This is a genomic window from Bacteroides sp. AF20-13LB (assembly GCF_003603065.1).
Lineage (GTDB): Bacteria > Bacteroidota > Bacteroidia > Bacteroidales > Bacteroidaceae > Bacteroides > Bacteroides uniformis.
Window position 1 is genome coordinate 266,582 of record NZ_QTMH01000006.1, and the last position, 24,209, is coordinate 290,790.

Annotated in this window: 21 protein-coding genes; 8 read left to right on the plus strand and 13 right to left on the minus strand. The window is 47.2% G+C overall.

What is annotated here, in order from left to right; genetic code table 11:
* The first annotated feature begins 19 nt into the window (after nt 1-19).
* Both DWX62_RS09110 and DWX62_RS09115 read left to right on the plus strand, forming a co-directional pair.
* On the plus strand, nt 20-1,336 hold the full coding sequence (locus tag DWX62_RS09110) for a lytic transglycosylase domain-containing protein (RefSeq protein WP_005824058.1): 1,317 nt from the start codon (nt 20-22) through the stop codon (nt 1,334-1,336).
* 76 nt (nt 1,337-1,412) lie between these two features.
* Nucleotides 1,413-3,671: a RelA/SpoT family protein gene (locus DWX62_RS09115; protein WP_120172755.1), complete on the plus strand. Its 2,259-nt coding sequence runs from the start codon at nt 1,413-1,415 to the stop codon at nt 3,669-3,671.
* A 17-nt stretch (nt 3,672-3,688) separates the two neighbouring features.
* On the opposite strand, the gene DWX62_RS09120 is transcribed toward DWX62_RS09115, so the two are convergent.
* Nucleotides 3,689-4,078, minus strand: coding sequence for a MerR family transcriptional regulator (locus DWX62_RS09120; RefSeq protein ID WP_005824060.1), 390 nt, complete (start codon nt 4,076-4,078; stop codon nt 3,689-3,691).
* 29 nt (nt 4,079-4,107) lie between these two features.
* On the minus strand, nt 4,108-5,076 hold the full coding sequence (locus DWX62_RS09125) for a M23 family metallopeptidase (RefSeq protein WP_005824061.1): 969 nt from the start codon (nt 5,074-5,076) through the stop codon (nt 4,108-4,110).
* 171 nt (nt 5,077-5,247) lie between these two features.
* On the opposite strand from DWX62_RS09125, the gene alaS reads away from it, so the two are divergent.
* Nucleotides 5,248-7,866 (plus strand): alanine--tRNA ligase, encoded by a 2,619-nt coding sequence (gene alaS / locus DWX62_RS09130; protein WP_117680640.1) that lies wholly within the window; start codon nt 5,248-5,250, stop codon nt 7,864-7,866.
* 453 nt (nt 7,867-8,319) lie between these two features.
* On the opposite strand, the gene DWX62_RS09135 is transcribed toward alaS, so the two are convergent.
* Together DWX62_RS09135 and DWX62_RS09140 are read right to left on the minus strand one after the other, a co-directional pair.
* Nucleotides 8,320-9,129: a hypothetical protein gene (locus tag DWX62_RS09135; RefSeq protein ID WP_117680641.1), complete on the minus strand. Its 810-nt coding sequence runs from the start codon at nt 9,127-9,129 to the stop codon at nt 8,320-8,322.
* Nucleotides 9,130-9,205: 76 nt separating this feature from the next.
* The gene (locus tag DWX62_RS09140; protein ID WP_035450200.1) at nt 9,206-10,624 is read right to left on the minus strand and encodes an AAA family ATPase; all 1,419 of its coding nucleotides are present in this window, start codon (nt 10,622-10,624) and stop codon (nt 9,206-9,208) included.
* Nucleotides 10,625-10,719: 95 nt separating this feature from the next.
* On the opposite strand from DWX62_RS09140, the gene DWX62_RS09145 reads away from it, so the two are divergent.
* The 3 genes from DWX62_RS09145 to rsmD are packed head-to-tail and all read left to right on the plus strand — an operon-like array spanning nt 10,720 to nt 12,728.
* Nucleotides 10,720-11,406, plus strand: a complete 687-nt coding sequence (locus DWX62_RS09145) for a hypothetical protein (RefSeq protein WP_005824067.1) — start codon at nt 10,720-10,722, stop codon at nt 11,404-11,406.
* Between the two features lie 18 nt (nt 11,407-11,424).
* Nucleotides 11,425-12,204, plus strand: a complete 780-nt coding sequence (locus tag DWX62_RS09150) for a DUF3822 family protein (RefSeq protein WP_044468033.1) — start codon at nt 11,425-11,427, stop codon at nt 12,202-12,204.
* Complete coding sequence (gene rsmD, locus DWX62_RS09155) at nt 12,195-12,728, plus strand: 16S rRNA (guanine(966)-N(2))-methyltransferase RsmD (protein ID WP_005824070.1); 534 nt, start codon at nt 12,195-12,197, stop codon at nt 12,726-12,728. Before DWX62_RS09150 ends, rsmD begins: the two co-directional genes overlap by 10 nt.
* A gap of 60 nt (nt 12,729-12,788) precedes the next feature.
* On the opposite strand, the gene cls is transcribed toward rsmD, so the two are convergent.
* The 3 genes from cls to DWX62_RS09170 all read right to left on the minus strand — a co-directional run bounded on the left by cls (nt 12,789) and on the right by DWX62_RS09170 (nt 17,944).
* On the minus strand, nt 12,789-14,228 hold the full coding sequence (gene cls / locus DWX62_RS09160) for a cardiolipin synthase (protein ID WP_120137842.1): 1,440 nt from the start codon (nt 14,226-14,228) through the stop codon (nt 12,789-12,791).
* A 270-nt stretch (nt 14,229-14,498) separates the two neighbouring features.
* The gene (locus tag DWX62_RS09165; RefSeq protein ID WP_117945476.1) at nt 14,499-17,423 is read right to left on the minus strand and encodes a TonB-dependent receptor; all 2,925 of its coding nucleotides are present in this window, start codon (nt 17,421-17,423) and stop codon (nt 14,499-14,501) included.
* Nucleotides 17,424-17,530: 107 nt separating this feature from the next.
* A complete protein-coding gene (locus tag DWX62_RS09170) occupies nt 17,531-17,944 on the minus strand; it encodes a hypothetical protein (protein WP_009037184.1) in 414 nt (137 codons plus the stop codon).
* A gap of 207 nt (nt 17,945-18,151) precedes the next feature.
* Here DWX62_RS09170 and aroB point away from each other — a divergent pair, with 207 nt between their 5' ends.
* Nucleotides 18,152-19,213, plus strand: coding sequence for a 3-dehydroquinate synthase (gene aroB, locus DWX62_RS09175; protein WP_057254328.1), 1,062 nt, complete (start codon nt 18,152-18,154; stop codon nt 19,211-19,213).
* Here the strand turns inward: aroB and DWX62_RS09180 are convergent.
* Both DWX62_RS09180 and DWX62_RS09185 read right to left on the minus strand, forming a co-directional pair.
* On the minus strand, nt 19,189-19,572 hold the full coding sequence (locus DWX62_RS09180) for an MmcQ/YjbR family DNA-binding protein (protein ID WP_005824086.1): 384 nt from the start codon (nt 19,570-19,572) through the stop codon (nt 19,189-19,191). The genes aroB and DWX62_RS09180 overlap by 25 nt on opposite strands.
* A 3-nt stretch (nt 19,573-19,575) precedes the next feature.
* Complete coding sequence (locus DWX62_RS09185) at nt 19,576-20,106, minus strand: HU family DNA-binding protein (RefSeq protein WP_008665685.1); 531 nt, start codon at nt 20,104-20,106, stop codon at nt 19,576-19,578.
* 373 nt (nt 20,107-20,479) lie between these two features.
* Between DWX62_RS09185 and DWX62_RS09190 the strand changes: the two genes are divergently transcribed.
* Nucleotides 20,480-21,229, plus strand: a complete 750-nt coding sequence (locus DWX62_RS09190; RefSeq protein ID WP_008665687.1) for a NigD-like protein — start codon at nt 20,480-20,482, stop codon at nt 21,227-21,229.
* 593 nt (nt 21,230-21,822) lie between these two features.
* Here the strand turns inward: DWX62_RS09190 and DWX62_RS09200 are convergent.
* The 4 genes from DWX62_RS09200 to DWX62_RS09215 are packed head-to-tail and all read right to left on the minus strand — an operon-like array spanning nt 21,823 to nt 23,817.
* Complete coding sequence (locus DWX62_RS09200; protein WP_117680646.1) at nt 21,823-22,440, minus strand: hypothetical protein; 618 nt, start codon at nt 22,438-22,440, stop codon at nt 21,823-21,825.
* Between the two features lie 21 nt (nt 22,441-22,461).
* Nucleotides 22,462-22,986 carry a hypothetical protein gene (locus DWX62_RS09205; RefSeq protein ID WP_120172756.1) on the minus strand — a complete coding sequence of 175 codons (525 nt, stop codon included), beginning with the start codon at nt 22,984-22,986 and terminating at the stop codon, nt 22,462-22,464.
* A gap of 18 nt (nt 22,987-23,004) precedes the next feature.
* Nucleotides 23,005-23,328: a hypothetical protein gene (locus DWX62_RS09210; protein WP_120172757.1), complete on the minus strand. Its 324-nt coding sequence runs from the start codon at nt 23,326-23,328 to the stop codon at nt 23,005-23,007.
* 36 nt (nt 23,329-23,364) lie between these two features.
* On the minus strand, nt 23,365-23,817 hold the full coding sequence (locus tag DWX62_RS09215) for a hypothetical protein (RefSeq protein ID WP_055288480.1): 453 nt from the start codon (nt 23,815-23,817) through the stop codon (nt 23,365-23,367).
* Nucleotides 23,818-24,209: the final 392 nt, after the last annotated feature.

The window sequence follows — 24,209 nt, forward strand, 5'->3', positions numbered from 1 at the left end:
AAGCATAAATTATTACCTAATGACACACAAGGCCATATATATGAAAAGAATTATTCTCGGTTCCTCGCTTCTGTTTTGTGCCCTCTTCACCGCTCCGGCCATGCATGCGCAAGAAAGCGTGGAAGTGCTTATCCGCGAAAACGGCACGGAACGCCAGGAATCCATCGAGCTGCCCAAAAGCATGACCTATCCGCTGGACAGCCTGCTCAATGACTGGAAAGCCAAGAATTACATAGACTTGGGAAAAGACTGCAGCACCTCTACCGTAAACCCGATGTTCAGTGACTCTGTATACATAGACCGGTTGTCGCGCATGCCGACCGTCATGGAAATGCCATACAACGAGATTGTGCGCAAGTTCATCGACATGTATGCCGGACGTCTGCGCAACCAGGTTGCCTTCATGCTGAGCGCCTGCAACTTCTATATGCCCATCTTCGAAGAAGCGCTGGATGCCTACGGCCTGCCGCTCGAGCTGAAATACCTGCCCATCATAGAATCCGCTCTCAACCCTTCTGCCGTATCCCGCGCGGGAGCCTGCGGACTATGGCAGTTTATGCTCGCCACCGGAAAGATATACGGACTGGAAAGCAACAGCCTCGTAGACGAACGCCGTGACCCGATAAAGGCGACCTGGGCGGCAGCACGCTACCTGAAGGACATGTATGACATTTACAAAGACTGGAACCTGGTGATTGCCGCCTACAACTGCGGTCCGGGCACCATCAACAAAGCCATCCGCCGCTCGGGAGGGAAAACCGATTATTGGGAAATCTACAACTATCTGCCCAAAGAGACACGCGGCTACGTGCCCGCCTTCATTGCCGCCAACTACGTAATGACCTACTACTGCAAGCACAACATCTGCCCCATGGAAACCGACATTCCGGAAGCAACCGATACGGTGCAAGTAAGCCGTAACCTTCATTTCGAGCAGATTTCCGACCTATGCGGCATCAGCCTGGACCAGATAAAGAGCCTGAATCCCCAATTCAAGAAAAGCATCATCCCCGGAGAGAGCAAGCCGCAGACGCTACGCCTCCCCATCAACTACATCAGTGCCTTCATTGACAAGCAAGACACCATCTATGCCCACCGCAGTAACGAGCTGTTCAAGAACCGCAGAGTCGTGGCCGTTTCCAATACACGCTCGACGGCACGTAGCAGCAAAGGCAGTACCGCTACGGGGAATGTCACCTACCACAAGATACGCAGTGGCGAGAATCTCGGCAGCATTGCACGGAAATACGGCGTCACTGTCAATCAGTTAAAAAGTTGGAATGGATTGCGCAGTACCAGAATCTCCGCAGGAAAGCGCTTGAAGATTTATAAATAAAGACATAAACGCTTGCCCGGTGTTGAAAATTGCTTATTTTTGCAAAAAGTGAAGTGAAGAAAGGAGAAAGCAGTATATGGAAGAAAATATAAGTCAGAAGGAAAAGGAAAAAACCGAAGAGGAAATGATCGAACAGGCATTCCAAGAACTGTTGAACGACTATTTGGCCACCAAGCACCGCAAGCGCGTCGAAATAATAACCAAAGCATTCAACTTTGCCAACCAGGCGCATAAGGGCATTAAGCGTCGTTCCGGCGAGCCCTACATCATGCACCCCATTGCTGTGGCAAAGATTGTCTGTAATGAGATAGGACTGGGGTCTACTTCCATATGCTCGGCATTGCTGCATGATGTGGTGGAGGACACCGACTACACCGTAGAGGATATTGAAAACATCTTCGGTCCCAAAATCGCCCAGATTGTAGACGGGCTGACAAAGATTTCCGGCGGTATCTTCGGCGACCGTGCCTCGGCGCAGGCAGAGAACTTCAAGAAGCTGCTGCTCACCATGTCCGACGATATCCGGGTTATCCTCATCAAGATAGCCGACCGTCTGCATAACATGCGTACACTCGGCTCCATGCTGCCCAACAAGCAGTTCAAGATTGCAGGCGAAACACTCTATATTTATGCCCCGCTCGCCAACCGCCTCGGCTTGTACAAAATCAAGACAGAACTGGAAAACCTGAGCTTCAAGTACGAACATCCGGAAGAGTACCACGAGATAGAAGAGAAACTGGAAGCCACCGCCGTGGAACGCGACAAGGTATTCAATGAGTTCACCGCTCCGATACGGGCGCAACTGGACAAAATGGGACTGAAATACCGTATCCTTGCCCGTGTAAAGTCCATCTACTCCATCTGGAACAAAATGCAGACCAAGCATGTCCCCTTCGAGGAAATCTATGATTTGCTTGCTGTCCGCATCATCTTCGAGCCCCGCAATATAGAGGAAGAGCTAAACGACTGCTTCGACATTTACGTCTCCATATCCAAGATATACAAGCCCCACCCCGACCGCCTGCGCGACTGGGTGAGCCATCCCAAAGCCAACGGCTACCAAGCCCTGCACGTCACCCTTATGGGTAACAACGGGCAATGGATTGAAGTACAAATCCGCAGTGAACGCATGAATGACGTTGCCGAACAAGGCTTTGCCGCCCACTGGAAATACAAAGAAGGCGGAGGCAGCGAAGATGAAGGCGAACTGGAGAAATGGTTGCGTACCATCAAGGAAATTCTGGACGACCCACAACCGGACGCCATCGATTTTCTCGATACCATCAAACTGAACTTGTTTGCATCGGAAATTTTCGTCTTCACCCCGAAAGGCGACCTCAAGACCATGCCGCAGAACTCTACGGCACTGGACTTTGCCTTCTCCTTGCATACCGACATCGGCAGCCACTGCATCGGCGCCAAGGTAAACCACAAACTGGTTCCCCTAAGCCACAAACTGCAAAGCGGTGACCAGGTAGAGATATTGACCTCCAAATCGCAACGCGTGCAGCCGGAGTGGGAAGTGTATGCCACCACCGCCCGCGCCCGCGCCAAGATTGCCGCCATCCTGCGCAAAGAGGCGAAAGCCTATCAGAAAGAAGGTGAAACCATACTGAACGAATTCTTCAAAAACGAGGATATACGTATGGATGATGCTGCTCTGGACAAGCTGACCAGGCTGCACGGCTTCCACACCCGCGACGAGCTGCTCGTTGCCATCGGCAACAAACGGGTTGTGCTGGGCGATGCCGACAAGAACGTGTTCAAGGAAAAGCAGAACAGCAACTGGAAGAAGTTCCTGACCTTCTCCTTCGGTAACAAGGACAACAAGGATGCCAAAGAACAACCGGAAGAGAAAACACCGCAAGAGAAAATCAACACTAAGCAGATTCTGAAGCTGACGGAAGAGACCATCTCAAAGAACTATATTATGGCCGACTGTTGCCATCCCATTCCGGGTGACGACGTACTGGGATACATCGACGAGCAAAACCGTGTTGTCATCCACAAGCGCCAATGCCCCGTTGCCACCCGCCTTAAGAGTAGCTACGGAAACCGTATCATCGCCACCGAGTGGGACACTCACAAGGATTTGTCGTTCCTCGTCACCATATATATAAAAGGTATAGACAGCATGGGATTGCTGAACGAAGTAACTCAAGTCATCTCCCGCCAGCTCAACGTGAATATCCGTAAACTGACCATCGAAACCAACGACGGTATCTTCGAAGGAAAGATACAACTCTATGTACACGATGTGGACGACGTGCGCACTATCTGCAATAACCTGAAGCAGATACAGAATATAAAACAAGTGACGAGAGTAGAGGAATAAACGGAGTGGTATTTATTCTACTTCAGTCCTTGAATATTTTCCTTCAAGCTCTCCACATCCTCGTAAGTAAACTCATCCAATGCCAGTTTCATGCCTACCAGTTCTTCGCGGATAGCTCTCAGGCGATCTACGATTTCAAAGTTGCGTATCGTAGCTTCTTTATTGTCTTTCATCCGTTGGCGGGCGCCGGGCAAGGTCATTCCGCGCTCCTTCACCAGATGATAGATAAGTTTCACTGTCTCAATGTCCTCCTTACGGTACTGGCGTATTCCCCGCCCCCCCTTCTTCGGATTGAGTTGCGGAAACTCCTTTTCCCAGAAACGGAGCAGTGATTCGTTGACATCGAACATGGCAGCCACCTCGCTGATGGAGTAATATAACTTTAAATTCTTATCTGTATTCAGCATGATGTAATCCTTTCTCTATAAATCATCCGTCAATCAAGCACCTTACCATGGTTCGCCGCAATCTGTATCATGCGGTCATAATCCTCGGCACTGAGATCCATGAAGTAGTAGTTGACGGGATTCACAACTTTTCCCTTAACGTGTACTTCGTAGTGCAAGTGCGGACCAGTACTCTTGCCCGTACTGCCTACCCCGCCAATGACCTCACCACGTACCACTTTCTTGCCCAACTTCGTCCGGAAATCGCGCAAGTGTGCATACACCGTCTGATAACCGAAGCCGTGGTCTATCACAATTCTGTTGCCATAGCCCGATTGCCAGCCCATCTGCACCACGGTGCCATCTCCCGTGGCATAGACATCCGTGCCCTGGGGAGCCGAAAAGTCCATACCCTCATGGAACTTGCTGGTACCATAAATGGGGTCGATACGCGTACCGTAACCCGAAGCGGTCTTACGGAGGTCTTTATTGGAAACCGGCTGTATGGCAGGAATGCAGCGCAGCATTTCATCATGATTCTTGCACATCTCCACCACATCGTCAAAGGAGCGGGACTGGATATAGAGTTGCTTGCTAATCATATCCATTTTCTGCGTGGTATTGATAACCAAGTCGGAGTTAGCCATATCCATCAGATGCTCATAGCGGTTGGTACCGCCGTATCCAGCCTGACGGATGGCAGAAGGAATAGGGTCGGCCATGAAAATCACCCGGTACAGATTGTCATCACGCTGCTGTATGTCTTGCAGCACTCCCATAGCCTCGTCCAGCCGGCGGGAGAGGACGTTGTACTGCGCCTGCAGTTTGCTGTTCTCCTTTCGCAACTCCTTCTCCGACGGAGAGCCGAAGATAAGCAGCAATACGATGAAACTGCCCGCACCCAGCCCCATACCGATGAACAAACGGCGGAGAATGCTCAGCGCCCGCTGCCTCACGGTAGGATAAATACGGTCGTACGTCTGCGTCTGGGGATTATAAATGTAGTAAACTTTGCGCATCTTAGGAAATATTTCGCTTGTCAATGCGACAAAAGTAATAAAAACAAGCTATCTTTGCACAGTTTTTTCAAGAATATTAAGACTAAGTAGCAAGTAGTTAGTAGTAAGAAACGGGCAAAAAACGACAAGAGAAGGTAAATCAAATTAGAATCAGATAAATCAATAGAGAGTATGTTGACTGCAAACGAAATCAGAGACTCTTTCAAGAGTTTCTTCGAAAGTAAAGGCCACCAGATAGTGCCTTCGGCCCCGATGGTGATTAAGGATGACCCCACGTTGATGTTCACCAATGCGGGAATGAACCAGTTTAAAGATATCATTTTGGGCAACCACCCGGCGAAATACAAAAGAGTTGCTGACTCGCAGAAATGCCTTCGCGTAAGCGGAAAGCACAACGACCTGGAGGAAGTGGGTCACGATACCTACCACCACACCATGTTCGAGATGCTGGGCAACTGGTCGTTTGGCGACTACTTCAAGAAGGAAGCCATCTCCTGGGCATGGGAGTATCTGGTGGATGTATTGAAACTCGACCCCAAAGACCTCTACGCCACCGTATTCGAAGGTAGCGCCGAAGAAGGACTGGAACGCGACAACGAAGCCGCTTCTTACTGGGAGCAGTTCTTGCCGAAAGACCACATTCTGAATGGCAACAAACACGATAACTTCTGGGAAATGGGTGATACGGGACCGTGCGGTCCGTGTTCGGAAATCCATGTGGACTCCCGTTCGGAAGAAGAGAAGGCCAAAGTACCCGGCAGCCAGCTGGTGAACAAAGACCACCCGCAGGTGATTGAAATCTGGAACCTCGTGTTCATGCAGTTCAACCGCAAGGCGGACGGCAGCCTGGAAGGACTTCCCGCCAAGGTTATCGACACCGGCATGGGCTTCGAGCGACTGGTGCGCACACTGCAAGGAAAGACCTCCAACTACGACACCGACGTATTCCAACCGATACTGAAAGCCATCGGAGACATGGCAGGCAAGAAGTATGGCGAAGATGAGAAGTCGGACATCGCCATGCGTGTAATTGCCGACCACATCCGCACCATCGCCTTCTCCATCACCGACGGACAGCTTCCGAGCAATGCCAAGGCAGGTTACGTCATCCGTCGTATCCTCCGCCGTGCCGTGCGCTACGGTTACACGTTCCTCGGACAGAAGCAGGCATTCATGTACAAGCTCCTCCCCGTACTCATCGAGAACATGGGCGCCGCTTATCCCGAACTGGATGCACAGAAGGAACTGATTGCCAAAGTTATCAAGGAAGAAGAAGATTCCTTCCTCCGCACCCTGGAGACGGGTATCCGCCTGCTGGAAAAGACCATGGCAGACGCCAAAGCCGCCGGCAAGAACGAAATCAGCGGAAAGGATGCCTTTACCTTATATGATACCTTCGGTTTCCCGCTCGACTTGACGGAACTGATTCTCCGCGAAAACGGCATGACTGCCGACATCAAGGAGTTTGACGCCGAAATGCAGCAGCAGAAACAGCGTGCCCGCAATGCCGCCGCCATAGAGACTGGTGACTGGATTACGCTAAAGGAGGGTACTACCGAATTCGTAGGATATGACTATACGGAATACGAAACATCCATTCTGCGCTACCGCCAAGTGAAGCAGAAGAACCAAACCTTGTATCAGATTGTACTGGACAAGACTCCGTTCTATGCCGAAAGCGGCGGTCAGGTAGGTGACACCGGTGTATTGGTGAACGAGTTTGAAACCATCGAAGTGGTAGACACCAAGAAGGAGAACAACCTGCCTATCCACATCACCAAGAAGCTGCCCGAACACATGGAAGCTCCGATGATGGCATGCGTGGATACCGACAAGCGTGCCGCTTGTGCCGCCAACCACTCTGCCACCCACTTGCTGGATGCTGCGCTGCGCGAAGTATTGGGCGAGCATGTAGAGCAGAAGGGCTCTTTGGTTACACCGGACTCCCTGCGTTTCGACTTCTCACACTTCCAGAAGGTGACGGACGAGGAAATCCGCAAGGTGGAACACATCGTTAATGCAAAGATTCGCGCCAACATACCTTTGAAGGAATACCGCAACATTCCTATCGAAGAAGCCAAAGAACTGGGCGCCATCGCTCTGTTCGGCGAGAAGTACGGCGACCATGTACGCGTTATCCAGTTCGGTTCTTCCGTAGAATTCTGTGGTGGTACGCACGTGGCTGCAACCGGAAACATCGGTATGGTGAAGATTATCTCCGAAAGCTCCGTGGCTGCCGGTGTGCGCCGTATCGAAGCCTACACGGGTGCACGCGTGGAGGAACTGATGAACACCATCGAGGACACGCTGCACGACTTGAAGGCGCTCTTCAACAACGCACCCGACCTTGCCGGAACCATCCGTAAGTATATTGACGAAAACGCCGGACTGAAGAAGCAGGTAGAGGACTTCATGAAAGAGAAAGAAGCACAGCTGAAAGAAAGACTGCTGAAGAACGTGCAGGAAGTCAATGGCGTTAAAGTCATCAAGTTCTGTGCTCCCCTGTCGGCAGAAACAGTGAAGAACATCGCCTTCCAGTTGCGTGGCCAGATTACGGAAAACCTGTTCTTCGTAGCGGGAACAGAAGCCGAAGGCAAGCCGATGCTGACCGTCATGCTGAGCGACAACCTCGTGGCAGGCGGACTGAAAGCCGGTAACCTGGTGAAAGAAGCTGCCAAACTTATCCAAGGCGGTGGCGGTGGCCAGCCCCACTTTGCAACTGCCGGCGGTAAGAATGCTGACGGACTGAACGCTGCCATTGACAAAGTTTTGGAATTGGCAGGATTATAATTGAAAATAATTGGCGAAACACTTGACATCGCCTCTGTGATGTTGTATATTTGTAATGTCATTTTTTAGATATTTCAAAATTAAACTACCGGGAAAGGAGGAGCATTGCTTCTCCTTTTCTTTTTATCCTCCACGGTATTCCATTTGAAATGCCACATGCCGGCTCCCCAAACTCCACACCTTACCATCCTAAATGCCACACCTTAGCAAGTGAAATGGCTGGCATTTACCCTCCAAAGCCCTGGGGTTTCCGTGAAAAACCCTAAGGTTTGGGACAGTGAAGTGGAGGGAACGGATGATTAGTCCAGAACAAACAGACAATGCATTCGAAGCAAACGAATGATGCATACAGAACAGACAGATGATGCGCAACAGAAACAAAAACGGGAAGCCTAAGCCTCCCGTCTGTTAATCTTTCGTAAATCTGCTCTTGACAAGATTTCCACTAAAACCTTATTCCATCCGAAGTATAAACATTTCGCGATAAACCACCAGTGCACCTTCGGGCAGCAAACCGGAAGGACAGAAAGGAGTTACATTTTCCGCAAGTACACATTTATCATTTCCCGAGACCGTCCGCGTAAAGAGCCTCTTCTCTCCATTATAAGTAAACTGCCACAATGCATATGTATCTCCGTTCTCATCTTCCACTGGAACTGTCTCGTATATCCCCATTAGCGGTTCCTCCTCTTTTCCCGTCGGATAGATTTCCAATACACCTTTCCACATACTATTGGAGAAATCTTCGGGCACCAGCACATAATACCCGCCATCCTTCACCCAAGGACGCTCGGCAAGTGCCTTAGAAACATCACCCAGCAGTTCCGTCGGTGCACCACTACTGATACCATACTCGAAGCCCATCTTCGTCAACGTATATTGCCTACGACCTTTCACCGTGATGCGCAGTTGTGTTTCCTCACCGGAACCATCCATCACCTTCACAATCGTCTCCCCCTCTGCCAGCGGATGAATCTTGATACGCTGATACCCGTTGACATCATCGGTAAAAGTCACGGAAGCCACCGACTCGTGCTCGTTAATCACATTATAGGAACCGTCGCCGCCGTCAATGCCCAGCACTGTATCTTCGTTTGTTTCAGAAAGATAATAAGAAAGATTGGACACCAGATTGTCACATGTCCCAATCTGGTAGATAGGCTCCACACCTTCGAAAAGTACCATGCTTCGGTAATCGTCCTCGCAACCGGAAGCGGTAAACAGCAGTGCTATCAAGGCAAAGAGAGAGTATAGTTTCTTCATACTTGTTCAGTTATAGTTGTTCTATCTACAAAAATACAAAAAATGCCGGAATACTGCATCGGTACCCCTCTCTTTTTCAAACTATTTGTTCTTCCGGATAGTTCACCAAGTAGAGCGTTCCCGTGGCACGGGTAAAGGCGGTGTAGAGCCAACGGAAATAATCGGGTGTCAGGTATTCATCCGTCATATACCCCTGGTCCAGAAAGACATTCTTCCATTGCCCGCCCTGCGCCTTGTGGCAAGTCACGGCATAGGCATACTTCACTTGCAAGGCGTTGTAGTACGGGTCTGCCTTCATCTTCTTCATCCGCTCGCGCTTCACGGTGATGTCGGCATAATCTTCGAGGACGGAGTAGAAAAGCCGGTCGTTTTCTGCCTTGGGCAGCGCAGGCGAGTCGGTATGCAGCGTATCAAGCAGCATGTTCACTTCCAGTTCAAAGTCGTTATAGTCGGGAAAGACCAGCGTCACGTCTGCAAAGCGGAAGCCATACAGCTCTCGCGTACGGCGCACGCGGCGCACCACGGCAGTCTCACCGTTGGCAATGAAATCCATCTCTTTCTCCTTTTCCGTCCAAAAGTAGTTATTTTTCGCCACCATCAACAAATCACCGGTGTTTAATTCATCCTCACGCCAGAGAATCTGCGCACGGATGCCTTTGTTGTAGATGTTCGCCCTCTTGTTGGAGCGGCACACCACGATAGTTTCATCCAGCCCATCATGGTCGTAGCAAGAGCTCAGCGTTTCTATCAGCTCATTTCCGGGCAGAACTTTAATGTCGGCAAACCCCGAAACCTTTATCTTCGGCAGGCTGTAGCAATCGTCTTCCGCTATCAACTGCCTCAGGCGGGTGGCATTCCACAAAATGCCCGACTGTTGCTCCTGACGCACCACCTGCGTCAAGTCTACCTCCACCACTTCCAGCCCGTAGCCTTTCAAGGCATCGGCAAAGAGGGCAGGGCTCTGCTCCTCCCCCACCGGCGGCAGCTGTGCCGTATCGCCCATCAGCAGCAGGCGGCATCCCTGGCCGGAATAGACAAACTGCACCAGGTCGTCCAGCAACCTGCCCGTGCCGAACATGGAACCGGACAGTCCCTCATTGGAAATCATTGAGGCCTCATCCACTATATATAAAGTGTGAGTTGTCAAATTATCGTTCACAGAAAAATTGCTCAGCTCATTGGAGAAAGATTGCTGTCTATAAATTTTTTTATGAATTGTAAACGCCGGATGCCCCGCATACGCCGAGAAAACTTTTGCCGCCCGTCCGGTCGGTGCCAGCAATACCGACTTTTGTTGCAACTTATCCAACGTCCGCACCAAGGCACCGACCAACGATGTTTTACCCGTCCCCGCATAACCACGAAGCATAAAAACCACCTCGCTACGGGGTGACAGAAGGAACTCCGATAAAGATTTTACAGCAATTTCTTGCTCAGGAGTTGGTTGGTAAGGAAAATTTTCCTTAATTTGCCTTTCTAAATAGTTATTTATCATTTTTGTAACAGAAAAAAGTAAAGGGAACTATCGTTTTTAAATTAATTTCTTTTATTTTTGCGGTGCGAATATAACAACTAAAAAACATATTTATCATGAAAACAGTATTTAATGTCATTTTAGGCTTATGTGCTTTGGTGCTAATTTATATTTGTTACACCAGCATTATGGGTCCTATCAACTTTGAAAAAGCAAAGAAGCACAGAGACGCAGCCGTCATTGCACGTCTGATTGACATCCGTAAAGCACAATTGGAATATCGTACTTTACATGACCAGCAATATACTGCAAGCTTCGACTCTCTGATTGACTTTGTTAAAAACCAGAAACTTCCGTTCATCTTCAAGCAAGGAGAACTGAACGATAAGCAGCTGGAAGACGGTCTGACTGAAAAGAAAGCCATCAACATCATCAATAAGGCAAAGAAGACAGGTAACTATGCTGACGTCAAGAAATGGGGATTGGAAAACTTCAAGCGTGACACTATGTGGGTAGCCGTATTGGATACTATCTTCCCGAAAGGCTTCAACCCCGATTCTATGAGATATGTTCCCTTCGGAAACGGTGCACAGTTCGAAATGGCCATCAAGAACGATACAGCTAAATCCGGTGCTCCTTTCTGTCTGCTCGAAGTGAAGACTCCGTACGAAGTTTATTTGAACGGTCTGGATGCACAAGAAATTGCCAACATCAAGGACGTACAAACCAAACTTGGCAAGTACTGCGGTCTGATGATTGGTAGCTTGGAAACAGCTAACAACAACGCCGGTAACTGGGAATAATCTCACCCCGACAAACGTATGATAGAAACGACTGATTTTAATAAATCGGAACAGTATACATTATCCATCCGTCTCAGTACGGATGGATTTTCTTTTTCTGTGTTCAACCCTCTGGGCGACGGTGAGTTCTCTTACTACGACCGTGCAGTGGACGAGTCCCTCTCCCTCACTGCCAATCTGAAACAGACCTTCCGCGAACTGGCATGGCTGGAACGCCCCTTCCGCCGTGTCAATGTGCTCATGGCAGACAAACGCTTCACGTTCATTCCCCTGGAGTTCTTCGAGGACGAACAAACGGAAATCATTTTCTATCACAACCATCCTAAACGGGAAAACGAAACCGTACAATACAACATACTGCATAAGAACAACACTGTCGTATTGTTCGGCATGGATAAGAGTGCCTGCTCCTTCCTTCGCGAACAGTATCCCGATGTCAAGTTCTATTCCCAAGCCAGCCCCTTCATTGAGTTCTTCTCCTCAAAGAGCCGCTTGGGCAACAACCGGAAGATGTATGCACACTTGCGAAAAGATGCCGTAGACGTATACGGCTACGAGCGCGGACGCCTCCTTCTTGCCAATTCCTTTGAATGCAGAAGCACACCCGACCGTGTCTACTACCTATTATATATATGGAAACAACTCGGCTTCGAGCAGGAACGCGATGAGCTGCACCTGACCGGTGACCTAAACGACAAAGAACTGCTACTGCCCGAACTGCGAAAATTCATCCGGCAGGTATTCATCATGAATCCCGCCACTAATCTTGACCTGCAAGCCATAACCCTATGCGAGTAATCAGCGGAATATACAAAAGAAGACGTTTCGACGTGCCCCACTCCTTCAAGGCACGCCCCACCACAGACTTTGCCAAAGAGAATCTGTTCAATGTGCTCTCCAACTACATGGACTTTGAGGACGGCATCCGTGCCCTCGACCTATTTGCCGGTACGGGCAGCATCAGCATCGAGCTTGTGTCCAGAGGCTGCGACCAAGTAATCAGCGTGGAAAAAGACCGCGACCACTATGCCTTCATCTGCAAAATTATGCAGGAATTAAAGACGGACAAGTGTCTACCCATACGCGGTGACGTATTCAAATACCTCAAAAGCGGACGCGAGCAGTTCGACTTTATCTTTGCCGACCCTCCCTACGAGCTTGCCGGGCTGGAAACCTTGCCCGATCTCATCTTCGAGAACAACTTGCTGAAAGAAGACGGTCTCTTCGTCTTGGAACACGGGAAGAAAAACAGTTTCGAGGAACATCCGCACTTTGTGGAGAGAAGGGTATACGGGAGCGTGAACTTCACGATATTTAAATGATGAATGAAGAATGGTACGATATGAATACACTTCAAGAAATTCTTCATTCATCATTCTTCATTATAACAGCGGCGCCATCAGCCGCACCACACTCTCTGCAGCCTTACGATACCAGGGGCGCTTCACCCAGTTCTTCAGGAATATTTGTACGCAGTCGCGCTGGTCTTGAAGGAAGATTTCGCGCATCTGAAGCGCTGTTTCTGTGTCATAGATGAAGGCATTCACCTCAAAGTTATGTTCAAAACTGCGGAAATCCACATTCGTAGAGCCTACCGTGGACAACTCATCATCCGAAACCATCAGTTTGGAGTGCAAGAAGCCTTTCTTATAGAAATAGACCTTGACTCCCGAATAGAGCACATCTGCCAGATAAGAGCAGGAACCCAGATGCGTCAAGCGGTTATCAGCACGCATGGGCAACATCAGACGCACATCGACACCTGACAAGGCGGCTGTCTGCATAGCAACAAGTACGGCTTCGGTGGGCAGGAAGTAGGGAGTCTGGATATAGAAATATTTCTTTGCGCTGGAAATGGATATGACAAGTCCCTGCATAATGTCTTTCCATGGGCCTACGGGCTCACTCGTTACAATCTGCGCCAAGGAAGTACCGCAGTTTTCTATTTTCGGGAAATAGCGGGTAGACGTAATCAGTGTACGGTCCACAAAGTACCAATCGAGTAGGAAGGCGGTCTGCAATCCGTGAACAGCCTTGCCCTCCAGCAGCAGATGTGTGTCCCGCCAGATGCCCCATGAGAATCCGCGCATATAGCGTTCGGCAAGATTCATACCCCCCACAAAGCCGATGCGCCCGTCAATGACAACTATTTTCCGATGATTACGATAGTTCACCTTACTGGTGAAAAGCGGAAAACGTACCTTCAGAAAGCTGCGTACCTCGATACCGGCCTCGCGCATCTCTTCAAAAAAACGGTTGGGAACATGCCAGCAACCCACATCATCATAAATCACACGTACCTCTACCCCGGCACGCGCCTTTTCCATCAGGACATCACGCACCAAGCGCCCAATGGCATCGTCCTCAAAGATATAGAATTCCATGTGGATATGCTTCGTTGCTTTCCCCAGTTCGCGTAGCAAGGATTGCAGCATGGAGAGCCCCAGGGTATAGGCTTCCACCCGGTTTCCATCGAAGGGGAAAGCCTGGTTGGTATTACGGAACAAGGATATGAGACGACTGTAATTGATGGGAAGCGCACATGAGTCCTGCGCCAGATATTCCGCCATAGGTTTCTTCAACAAGCGGCTGTAACTCTTCTTCCCTATCATGCGCACACGGCGCTGACTACGCCCGAAGAAGAAGTAAAACACCAGCCCCACGATGGGAAGGAACATCAGTATCAGTATCCATGCCATGGTTTTCACCGGATTGCGGTTGTCGAGGATAATGACGACAATCGTTCCGATGATGGCACCGAAATAAACAATGTCGAAGGCTATCGTAGCAATCTGGCTGGCAATGAAGTTCCAATCAAGCATGTTCACAGACAATTAAGTGTGAAACAAATGTAGGAAAAACACAGAAACTTTCACCGAAGATTACAGAGATTAACATAAAAGTCCCTCTTCCCCCAACTTGTCTGAAAACTTATACTTGCTATCGCTTTGACGCGGATGACGCAGATGACGCAGATTTTTAATATTCTTATCTGCGTCATCCGCGTCTGAAAAATAATCAAAAAGAAACCTGCCACAGAATTGAGAGTGTATCAGAATGACAAGCTGATTAGGGGGCTGATCCCCTCCGCTTTAGAACGGCCTGCGTCCTCCGAAACCGCCAGGACCATGACCCGGACCGAAGCCCGGACCGCCGAAGCCGCGTCTGCCCTGCATCTTATCGCGGGCGGCCTTGCTGCCGAAAATATTCAGACGATAGATGAAGTGAAGCATGCAATAGCTGTTCACGCCGTTATATTCGTACACCGAGCGGCCGCTTGCAGTCAGCGAACGGCTGATGTTACTCTGCTTCTTCAGAATGTCGTACATCTCGAAGCTGACGGTGGCATTCCCTTTCAGGAAAGTCTGCGACAACTGTGCATTCCAGATAAGCTCGTTACGGTTCATACTGCTGTCCGTATATCCTCGACGGCTCTGGTTGGCAATGTTGGTAGAGAGCGTCATGTTCCACGGCATGGAAATCTGCGTATTGGCACCGTAGGAGAAGGTATAGGGCTCCTGATTATTGTCAGGCGTCAGTTTATCCTTCTCTATTGAATAGGAGATGCTTCCGTTCAAGCCGAATTCAAACCAGTCATTACGATAGGCGGCATTCAGACGTTCGCCCAGCGTCAGGTTGGTGGTTGTATTCTTCCGTTCCACGGCATCTGCTCCCTTACCGGACGTCAGATAAGCCACATTGTTCTGATAGTTGGCATTGGAGAAGGAGTTGATGGTATACTTCTTATTGGGCAGTGCCGTATTGAAGCCAAACATGCCGAACGCATTCCAATTACCGTTGATATTCTTCGGAGTTGTAGTCCATCCACCAGTCTCCGAATTGTACACACGGCTATTGCTGATGCTATTCTGCGTTGCCGAGAAGTTGACGTGCGACATAATACCGCGCTGCTTTTCGGCATTATACGTATTATAGAAGAATCGCATGTTGTGCGTGAAGGAAGGCTTCAAGCCCGGATTACCGATACGTACATTCTGCGGATTGGAGTTGTCCACAATCGGCAACAGATTCTCCATACTCGGTTGGCTGCTACGCCCGCGGTATGTCATACGCAGCTGGCTCACCTTGGAGAAACGGATGCGCAAGTCCAGGTTCGGAGCGAAGTTGAACACATTGCGGGTGGTATCAATCATATAGTCGCCGCGCTTATAGGACAATACAGAATGCTGCGGCTGGAACGACATACCTGCGCTCAACTGATACTTCTCGCGGATAAAGCGCAAAGACACGGATGCATCGTGGTTGTAGTAGCGGTATTCCGCATACTTACCCAGACTATCCACCGCATGCTCTTCATATCCCGTGGGAAGCTGGGTTGACAATCCCCAATCCGGAAAGCCCTGCAAATCATACGTCGTCTTGTCGCTCTCGCTATACTTGTACTGGAACTGATAGCTGAATTGCAAGAAAGTGGCGCGGGCTATCGGTTCGCTGTAAGTCAGCTGTGCACTGTAATTGTAGTTCTTGGTAGGAGTAGTGATGTACTGGTTACGAACCAAGATGGAGTCTCCTCCCAAAGCATTCAGTAACTGGAAGTAATGTGTTTCCGACTCCGTATACTGGTTGTTGTCATTATTGGTATAACCGAATCTTCCACGGAACGTGACATTGCGTCCTTTGTCATTCAGCTTTCTGTTCAACTGCAAGGTTGCATCCGTAGACACACTCTTGTTGTCGCTCAGCGAACCGCTGTTGATAGCATTTATACGGATACTCCTCAACGGGTCATCGTCCGGATTAAGAATCTTCTCCAGATTCAGCCAGTTATTGGGGTCACTCACCAGACTGTAAGGGTCGGAACTGAACGTACCGCTCTCAGAATTGGAGAGATTGTCCGTTTTGCCGTACGAGAAGTTGGGACGGAAAATGATATTCGTCATCGAGTCCGGCTTCCACTCCATACGGAAATCGGCATTGAAATTCTTGGCTTTGTTACGTTGCCTGCTGTTCGAGTTGGAGTAAGAGTTGCCGTCCGGCAGAAAGTCCTCGGTAGAACCGATACTTGCAATATCCCCATCCTGATAGTTGTAGCGTGCACTACCGCCCAGTTCCAGCTTATCGGTTTGGGTAGCGAAGTTCACACCCAGCATTTTCGTTGCAGTAAGTCCGTTGTTCCTGCGCCAGCGCGGAGGACCGCCACCGCCCGAAAAGCCCTGGTCGTTCACGTTATTGGCAGAACCCACTACCGACACCTGGGTTTTGTCCACGAAGCGGTTCAGCATAAAGCGGCCCATATAGCGGTCTTCCGTCCCTCCGGCCACGTCGGCATTACCGAACCAACCCTGGTTCATGCCTTTCTTTACGGTCAGGTCGAGCACCGTCTCCTCCTCACCGTCGTCAATACCGGTGATACGTGCCAAATCGGACTTCTTATCGTAGGTTTTCAGCTTCTCTATCATATCTACCGGCAGGTTCTTCAAACCGGTCTTTACGTCTCCACCGAAGAACTCCTTGCCGTCGACCATAATCTTCGACAAGTCCTTACCGTTGATTTTCACATTACCCTCGTCGTCAATCTCCGCACCGGGCAGCTTCTTCACCAACTCCTCGAGCATGGCTCCCTCGGGGGTACGATAGGCAGATGAGGTATATACCAGTGTATCTTCCACCACCTGCACTTGCGGCGCTTCTGCCGTAACCACAGCCTCGGCCAGCATCACCGCATCCGTTTCCAGTGTCAGTGTACCCACGTTCTTGGCAGTTGTCGTAGCATAAAGGTGTAAAGGGATGTACTGGCTCTTGAATCCGATGTAGGAAACCTTCAGCACGTATTTACCCGCACTGACTTTGGGAAGAGTGAAATAACCTTGTGCCGTAGTGGCCGTACCCGATGCCTGAACACTGTCTGGCAACAAAAGCAACTGCACGGTAGCTTGTATCGCAGGCTCCTTGGTGTCCTCCACGACACGGCCCGATACCGTAATGTTTTTGGTCTGTGAAAATGCAGACAGCGTTGTTACCAACAGCAACGCCATCCCCGTGATAATTTTCTTCATGTGTCTATTCTTTGTCTATTCTAAATGAGCAATGCCTTTTATTCACTGTTTCATTTGACAGACTTCCGGGCAAAAGGTTTAATGCCCCACATGACGATTTGCTTTATTTATCGACCATTCCGCTTAAATAATCTATCAACTGTCGCTTTCTTTATACCAAATTCCAAGCAAAGCACATTCAATATAAGAAATATGAGAAAAGAAGAAGAATCGACCGAAAGGAGGTCACCCTGCGCCACCCGGTAGAGCATACCGCCGAAGATAAAAAGAACGGTCAGAAAGATGGCATTGCGCGTGGCCTTGTTGCGCACCTGCTCTATCTCCTTATTCTCGTTCTTCGTCAAGGCAAAGATTATCATCAGTGCCCCCATCATCATCAGGAGTTTGGAGCATTCCTTGTAAAACAGCAAGTTGGCATCTGTCACTTTTCCCCACAATAGGAATATGAAAGGAAGGAACAACGCCAGAGCTATGATGAAATAACCCAGCGGACGGCAATAAACGGGAAGTAATGCTCTCATTTCTATCAATCAATTACAAATTACTAATTACAAATAGCGGGAGGCAGATGACGGAAACACCTTGCCACCCATAGAATTTCACGGGACAAAGATAACGTTTTATTGCCAAAAGAGCTATCTTTGTGCCACAATATAATGAAGAAGGCTCCCTTTCCTTCATAATCCGTAACATCAGTAATTGGTAATTCGTAATTTGTAATTAACAAGATGAGTAAACAAGAAGTAATCCTTTGCGAAGGACTGGCAAACAGCCTGACGCATGCCATAGAGAAGTGTCCCCATGACAAGCTTTTCATCCTTACCGACGAGCATACCCACCGCCTCTGCCGCCCGCATCTGGACGGTATTCCCGCCCTGGAAGAAGCGGAAGAGATTATTATCGGGGCAGAAGATGTGCACAAGAATCTGGAAACGCTGGCTGCCGTATGGCAAGCCCTGAGCGAGAAAGGGGCCAGCCGCCACTCCCTGCTCATCAATCTGGGCGGTGGCATGGTGACCGACCTTGGCGGTTTTGCCGCTTCCACCTTCAAGCGGGGCATCGCCTACATCAACGTTCCCACTACGCTACTCGCCATGGTCGACGCTTCCGTGGGAGGCAAGACGGGCATCAACTTCAACGGTCTGAAGAATGAAATCGGTGTTTTTGCTCCTGCCGCCTGCGTGCTGCTGGAAACCGAATTCCTGCGCAGCCTCGATGCCCATAACTTCTTCTCCGGCTATGCGGAGATGTTGAAGCACGGCCTCATCAGTACCCCGGAACATCTGGCAGAACTGCTGTCATTCGATACGGAAAAGATAGATTATGCCTTACTGAAGTCCATGGTAGGACGTTCCGTGCAGGTAAAGGAACACATCGTAGAAGAAGACCCGCAGGAACATGGCATCCGCAAAGCCCTGAACCTGGGGCACACCGTAGGACACGCCTTCGAAAGCCTCGCCCTTGCCGAAAGGCGTCCGGTGCTGCACGGCTATGCAGTGGCATGGGGGCTGGTCTGCGAACTCTACCTTTCTTATATAAAGACCGGATTCCCGAAGGACAAGATGCGCCAGACCATCCAATTCGTCAAAGAGAATTATGGCAGCTTCACCTTCAACTGCAAACAGTACCACCAGCTGTACGAACTGATGAAGCATGACAAGAAGAATACCGCCGGAGTCATCAACTTCACCCTATTGAAAGAAGTGGGTGACATCTGTCTCAACCAGACGGCAGACAAGGAGACTATCTTCGAAATGTTCGACTTTTATAGGGAGTGCATGGGGGTATAACGCTCCCGCTCCCTCTTCGGCAGGCTCTCCACAACCAGCCGATAGGAGCGTGCCACCAGTTCTCGGATAATGCTGTCCGGTACATCCTGATTAAAATACACACTGTTCCAATACTTCTTGTTCATGTGCCACCCCGGCTTCACCCCCTCGTACCTTGCCCGCAGCTCCGTTGATTCCTCCGGGCGGCACTTGATGCAGCAGAAGTCGAACACTTCGATATTGACAAAGCAGAACCACTTGTCGCCCACATAAAAGCAAAGCACATCGCGGCTGTATCTGTCGGCCACATTAGGAAAAGGCATCTTCTCGCTCACTCCCGGCAAGGAGAGACAGTATTCTCTGAATTCTTCCACATTCATCGCTCACTCCTCCCCCGAAAAGTCCTCCGTATCATTTTCCATCCCAACTGGGTCTTCATCCGGAATTCCCGTCTTTCCCTCGGCCCGCTCCTTTCGCAGCGTTTCCGGTCGCAACATATCGTGAGGGAAATATCGGCTAAGCGGATAACGGTAGAAATCCATCCCGCTGTTCAGCCTCGCCACCAGCGACTTATCCGGACGAAAATAGACACGGGATAAGCGTACCTTGCCCGGCATCACATCGTCGGGATGCTCAAACCCGTCACTCGTCACCGCCACATGGAAGGAACCCAGCCCCTTAATGGTCACCGACTCTCCCTCCATCAGCGCTTCCTCTATAAACTTCGGCAAATCTATCAATACACTCTGCACGTCTCCCGAACTCATCCCTTTTCTGGATGCCATACGCTGCGCCAGCAGCTCTGCCGTCACACCTCCACGCCGCTGTAACACACGCTGCACAGCATAATAGAGTTGCTTCACCCCTTCTGCCGTGCGGAAAACCTTCTTTCGAACCAAATAGACTATACTCATACTCTTTTCACAATGAACATAATGTTTCTTACTGCAACCAGACTGCTGACACCCCACCCGAAGGTTACTTCCCCTAAACAGAAAGCCAGTTTCCATACGGCCGGACAGCTATTCCCCAACATGCACGAGATGCACATCTCATGCAGTTCGAGACATACATCTCAACACACGCGAGATGTGCATCTCATACAGCAAAGGTAATCATATTCCACCTGATATACAAATATCTTTCATGTATCGGGGAATAATATTCCGCACCAGCTTACTCCGGCTCTTATCATTAATTAACAATGCTGCATGCAGGGTTTTCGCAAATATGCTATTTCTATAAAAGCAAGACCTATTCCAAATGTTTAATTTAAAAGAGTACACTATGAAAATGAAGTCAATCTTTAACAAGAAAATTTTAATCGCTATTGCAACCATCAGCTCCTTAAGCCTCCAATCGTGCCTGGACGACGATGATAATTATGCCATGAGATTCCCCAATGCCCTGGTAACGGTAAAGACCGATGCAGACCAGACAGTCTTTCTGCAATTGGATGACAAGACCACTCTGCTGCCTACCAACATGACGAAATCTCCCTACGGCGAGAAGGAAGTCCGCGCTTTAGTAAACTACAAGGAAGTGGACGAGCCCAGCGATATCTACACCCAAGCTGTACATATAAACTGGATAGACAGTATCCTTACCAAACCCATCGCCCCGGATTTGGGTGAAGAGAACGATACCGTATACGGCACCGACCCGGTGGAAATAGTGAACGATTGGGTAACCATCGCAGAAGACGGTTATCTGACCCTTCGCTTTAGAACTCAGCAAGGAGACTATCAAACAAAGCACTTTGTCAATCTGCTGCTGAGCGAGAATCCGGAAAACCCGTATGAAGTAGAATTCCGCCACAATGCCAAGGGCGACATTTACGGCAGGTATGCGGACGGACTGGTTGCTTTCAAGTTGGATGCCCTGCCTGATACAGAAGGCAAGACCGTTAAATTGAAACTGAAGTGGAAATCATTTAGCGGCGAAAAATCTGCGGAATTCGATTATTGTACCCGGAAATCCGTAACGCCCGAAAGTCCGGCTATCACTTCCGTAAGAAACAGCCTAAACCTGCAATAACTTCATTCAAAGTATGCCTGCCCGCTCAAAGCCATTGCCTTGCGAAGCAGGCATACAAGTAAAAAGAGAGCAGGACACGTTGACCGAAAGCCTTGAAACTGCAAAATATAGGTTCATTCAATAAAAAAAGCACTATAAATATTTGCTATTTTAAAATAAAGCCGTACATTTGCACCCGCAATTCGGGATGTAGCTCAGCCCGGTAGAGTACGCGTCTGGGGGAAACAAAGAGCTAATTTTCAAGAACTTAATATCACTTTCAGATATAGAAGGAGTTAGAACAATCTGTTCGTCTCCTTTTTCTTTTTTATATACAACTTTTCTAAAATAATCATTACAAATTAATGAAAATCGATACAAATCAACTCCGAAACAAACCATAATATCATTTATTTTAGTACACTATAAAGTTCGGACATTCTTTAACCGCGGACAACAAAGCAGACCATTATTTACAACGCGGTTCTTCAATGTAAATCCCCATATATCCAGAACACACAATATTATCTTCCTTATAGTGGCAAGCCATATATAAAAAGAATGCCATTCAACAAAATAGTCAAACGGCATTCAACCTTTTATAATTAAATTATTTATCGAGAGCTTATTTTCTGCTCCAATACAAACAGTTCCCTTTTAATTTCAATTAGAGATTTAATATCCTCAATATCATTAGAAATCATTTTTGTAATTTTTTCTAATATAGAATTTCTCACCTTTATATCTATCAAAGCTGGAAGAATTCTCTTTATATATTTAACTCTATCGGCTATCTCGTAATTTTCAAGCAGGTCAACCCCATAATCTCTAAACATATAGAACATATATTGTTCTACCATATCAAAATCACCCTCTTCTACATACTTATCCAAGATACTAATTATATATTGTTCTGCCAAAGACAACTCTATTTCATACCCAGTTTCTATATAATCTTTTGATAATTTCTCTTTGTACTTCTTCACTCCAAGAGAAATTTTCCGTTGAAGCTTCTTTTCCTCCCTCAAAACATCTTTCAGACAATCTTTCAAGTCTTTTATATTTTGTTCGTTTTTATTAGAATAAAAATTCTCAACATTACTAATTACATTGTCAACCATTTCATCAGTTGCTTTTTTCCTCTCTTCCTCAGTAGGAGTATGAATAATACTCATTGTACTGCAGTCATTCCACCGAGAACTAACTAAATGTTTTTCTTCTTTACTATTCATTCTTATAAAGAAACAAAAAAATCAATAATTTAATTTCAAAAAATAAGGACACATAGGAAGATTTTCCATCCAAAAATCTATCCTATATTTCACTCCAACATAAGCTGACCAACTAACATTAGGATGAAGCTGAATTGTTTCTCCTACTTGCAATTTATTAACATTAAGAAATGTATAATCTGCCTTTACAACTTCATCAGTCTTCAAATCTGTTACTTTATATGTCAATTTTAAAGATAATTGTTTACTATCACCAATTATACGATTACTCACATTTTTTAATTTGAAAATCCAATCATTATGGTACTTATCATAATTCACTTTTAAAACTTGTAAACCATATTCAGCATAAAGTCTATCCTTTATACTATCATTAGCAACTAAAATAGTATCACTGTAGCTTAAAGACTCTTTTTCTGAGACTTCTGTAGGTGAATTACTTGTGTCGGGATTCAAAAACAACAAGCTCAATAATATTGCAAACAAAATCGTTCCAATAAAAAACCATGGAACTTTCACTCCTTCTTTATTATTACTTTCCGACATAATAAACTTAAAAAATAATTATTTCACATCAGTAGATTTCACTCTTTCATCTCTTTTTACAGCTATTCTTTCATCAGCCTCACGAATTATGCGTTCATCCTCAGTCTCTTTACTAAACTGTTTTTTTACTTCTTCAACAGAGTCTGCCCATGCAGGTTCATTATTACTCTTTCCAAGACAATGTACCATTATCGCACCAAACAAAGGAGAAAAAAGAAGAGACAAAACTATCCACCCAATCTCACTTCTACCAAATGCTCTAGCAGTACTACCTACTTCAGCACTTAACCCAACCCATACAACAAGAAGTACAAGAAAAAACAATATTCCCAATATTTCCATAACCTAATCTTTAAAAATTAAATTCCATATAGTTGGCTATATTATTTGTTCACCATATGTAACATTCCCACTTTTAATAGAAGAATTCAACAGCTCCCAACGATTTTTATATCCTTCAATATCTTTTTTAAATATATCAACATGATTACTTTTAAATTTTTTCCGTTTTTCTACCACATATGAACTAGGAACTATATAAAAATCAGGCAGTGTAGGAGTACCTTCAATTTCAAATTTTTTATTATATATCACAAATATAACATAGTGGTTATCTTTTGCCTCCACATTACCTACGGGAATAGAATCATATTCACGAACAGATTTCACATCAATCGAGACAGCAGTTTTATCATCCCTCATTATCCAAATATCAACACTTTTCTTATTTCCCATTGTTATATAAGCCTCATAATTCAACCGATACAACATGGACAATACCAAATACTCACTAGCAATTCCAGTATTAAAACCGTTCTTTTTAGTCGCCATAATCCTAATATTTGTTCATATTAATACTCAATGCACTATACTAACACACTGTATATAGCACATTTATACCTTATGAAGAACAAATATATTTAATTATTTTTGACTGTCCAAATATTTATTACATAATCTTTTATAAAGTAGTGAAAGCGTAACAACACAATGAACACCAATATAAATAAAGTACACAGACAACATGTTCATCCTATTCCAGCATTTATATAAATTTACTTCCCCACGCCTTTTCTGTACCAATAGTAGATGATTTCTTAGCTTTCTCTATAATTTCGTCCATAAATTGTTGTTCAATATTTAGATTTGTTGTATCTTTAGGAACTGGAAAATCCAGTGTAAGCTGCCCCCTAAAACCAAGCGATTCTGCCCCCTTAAAACAT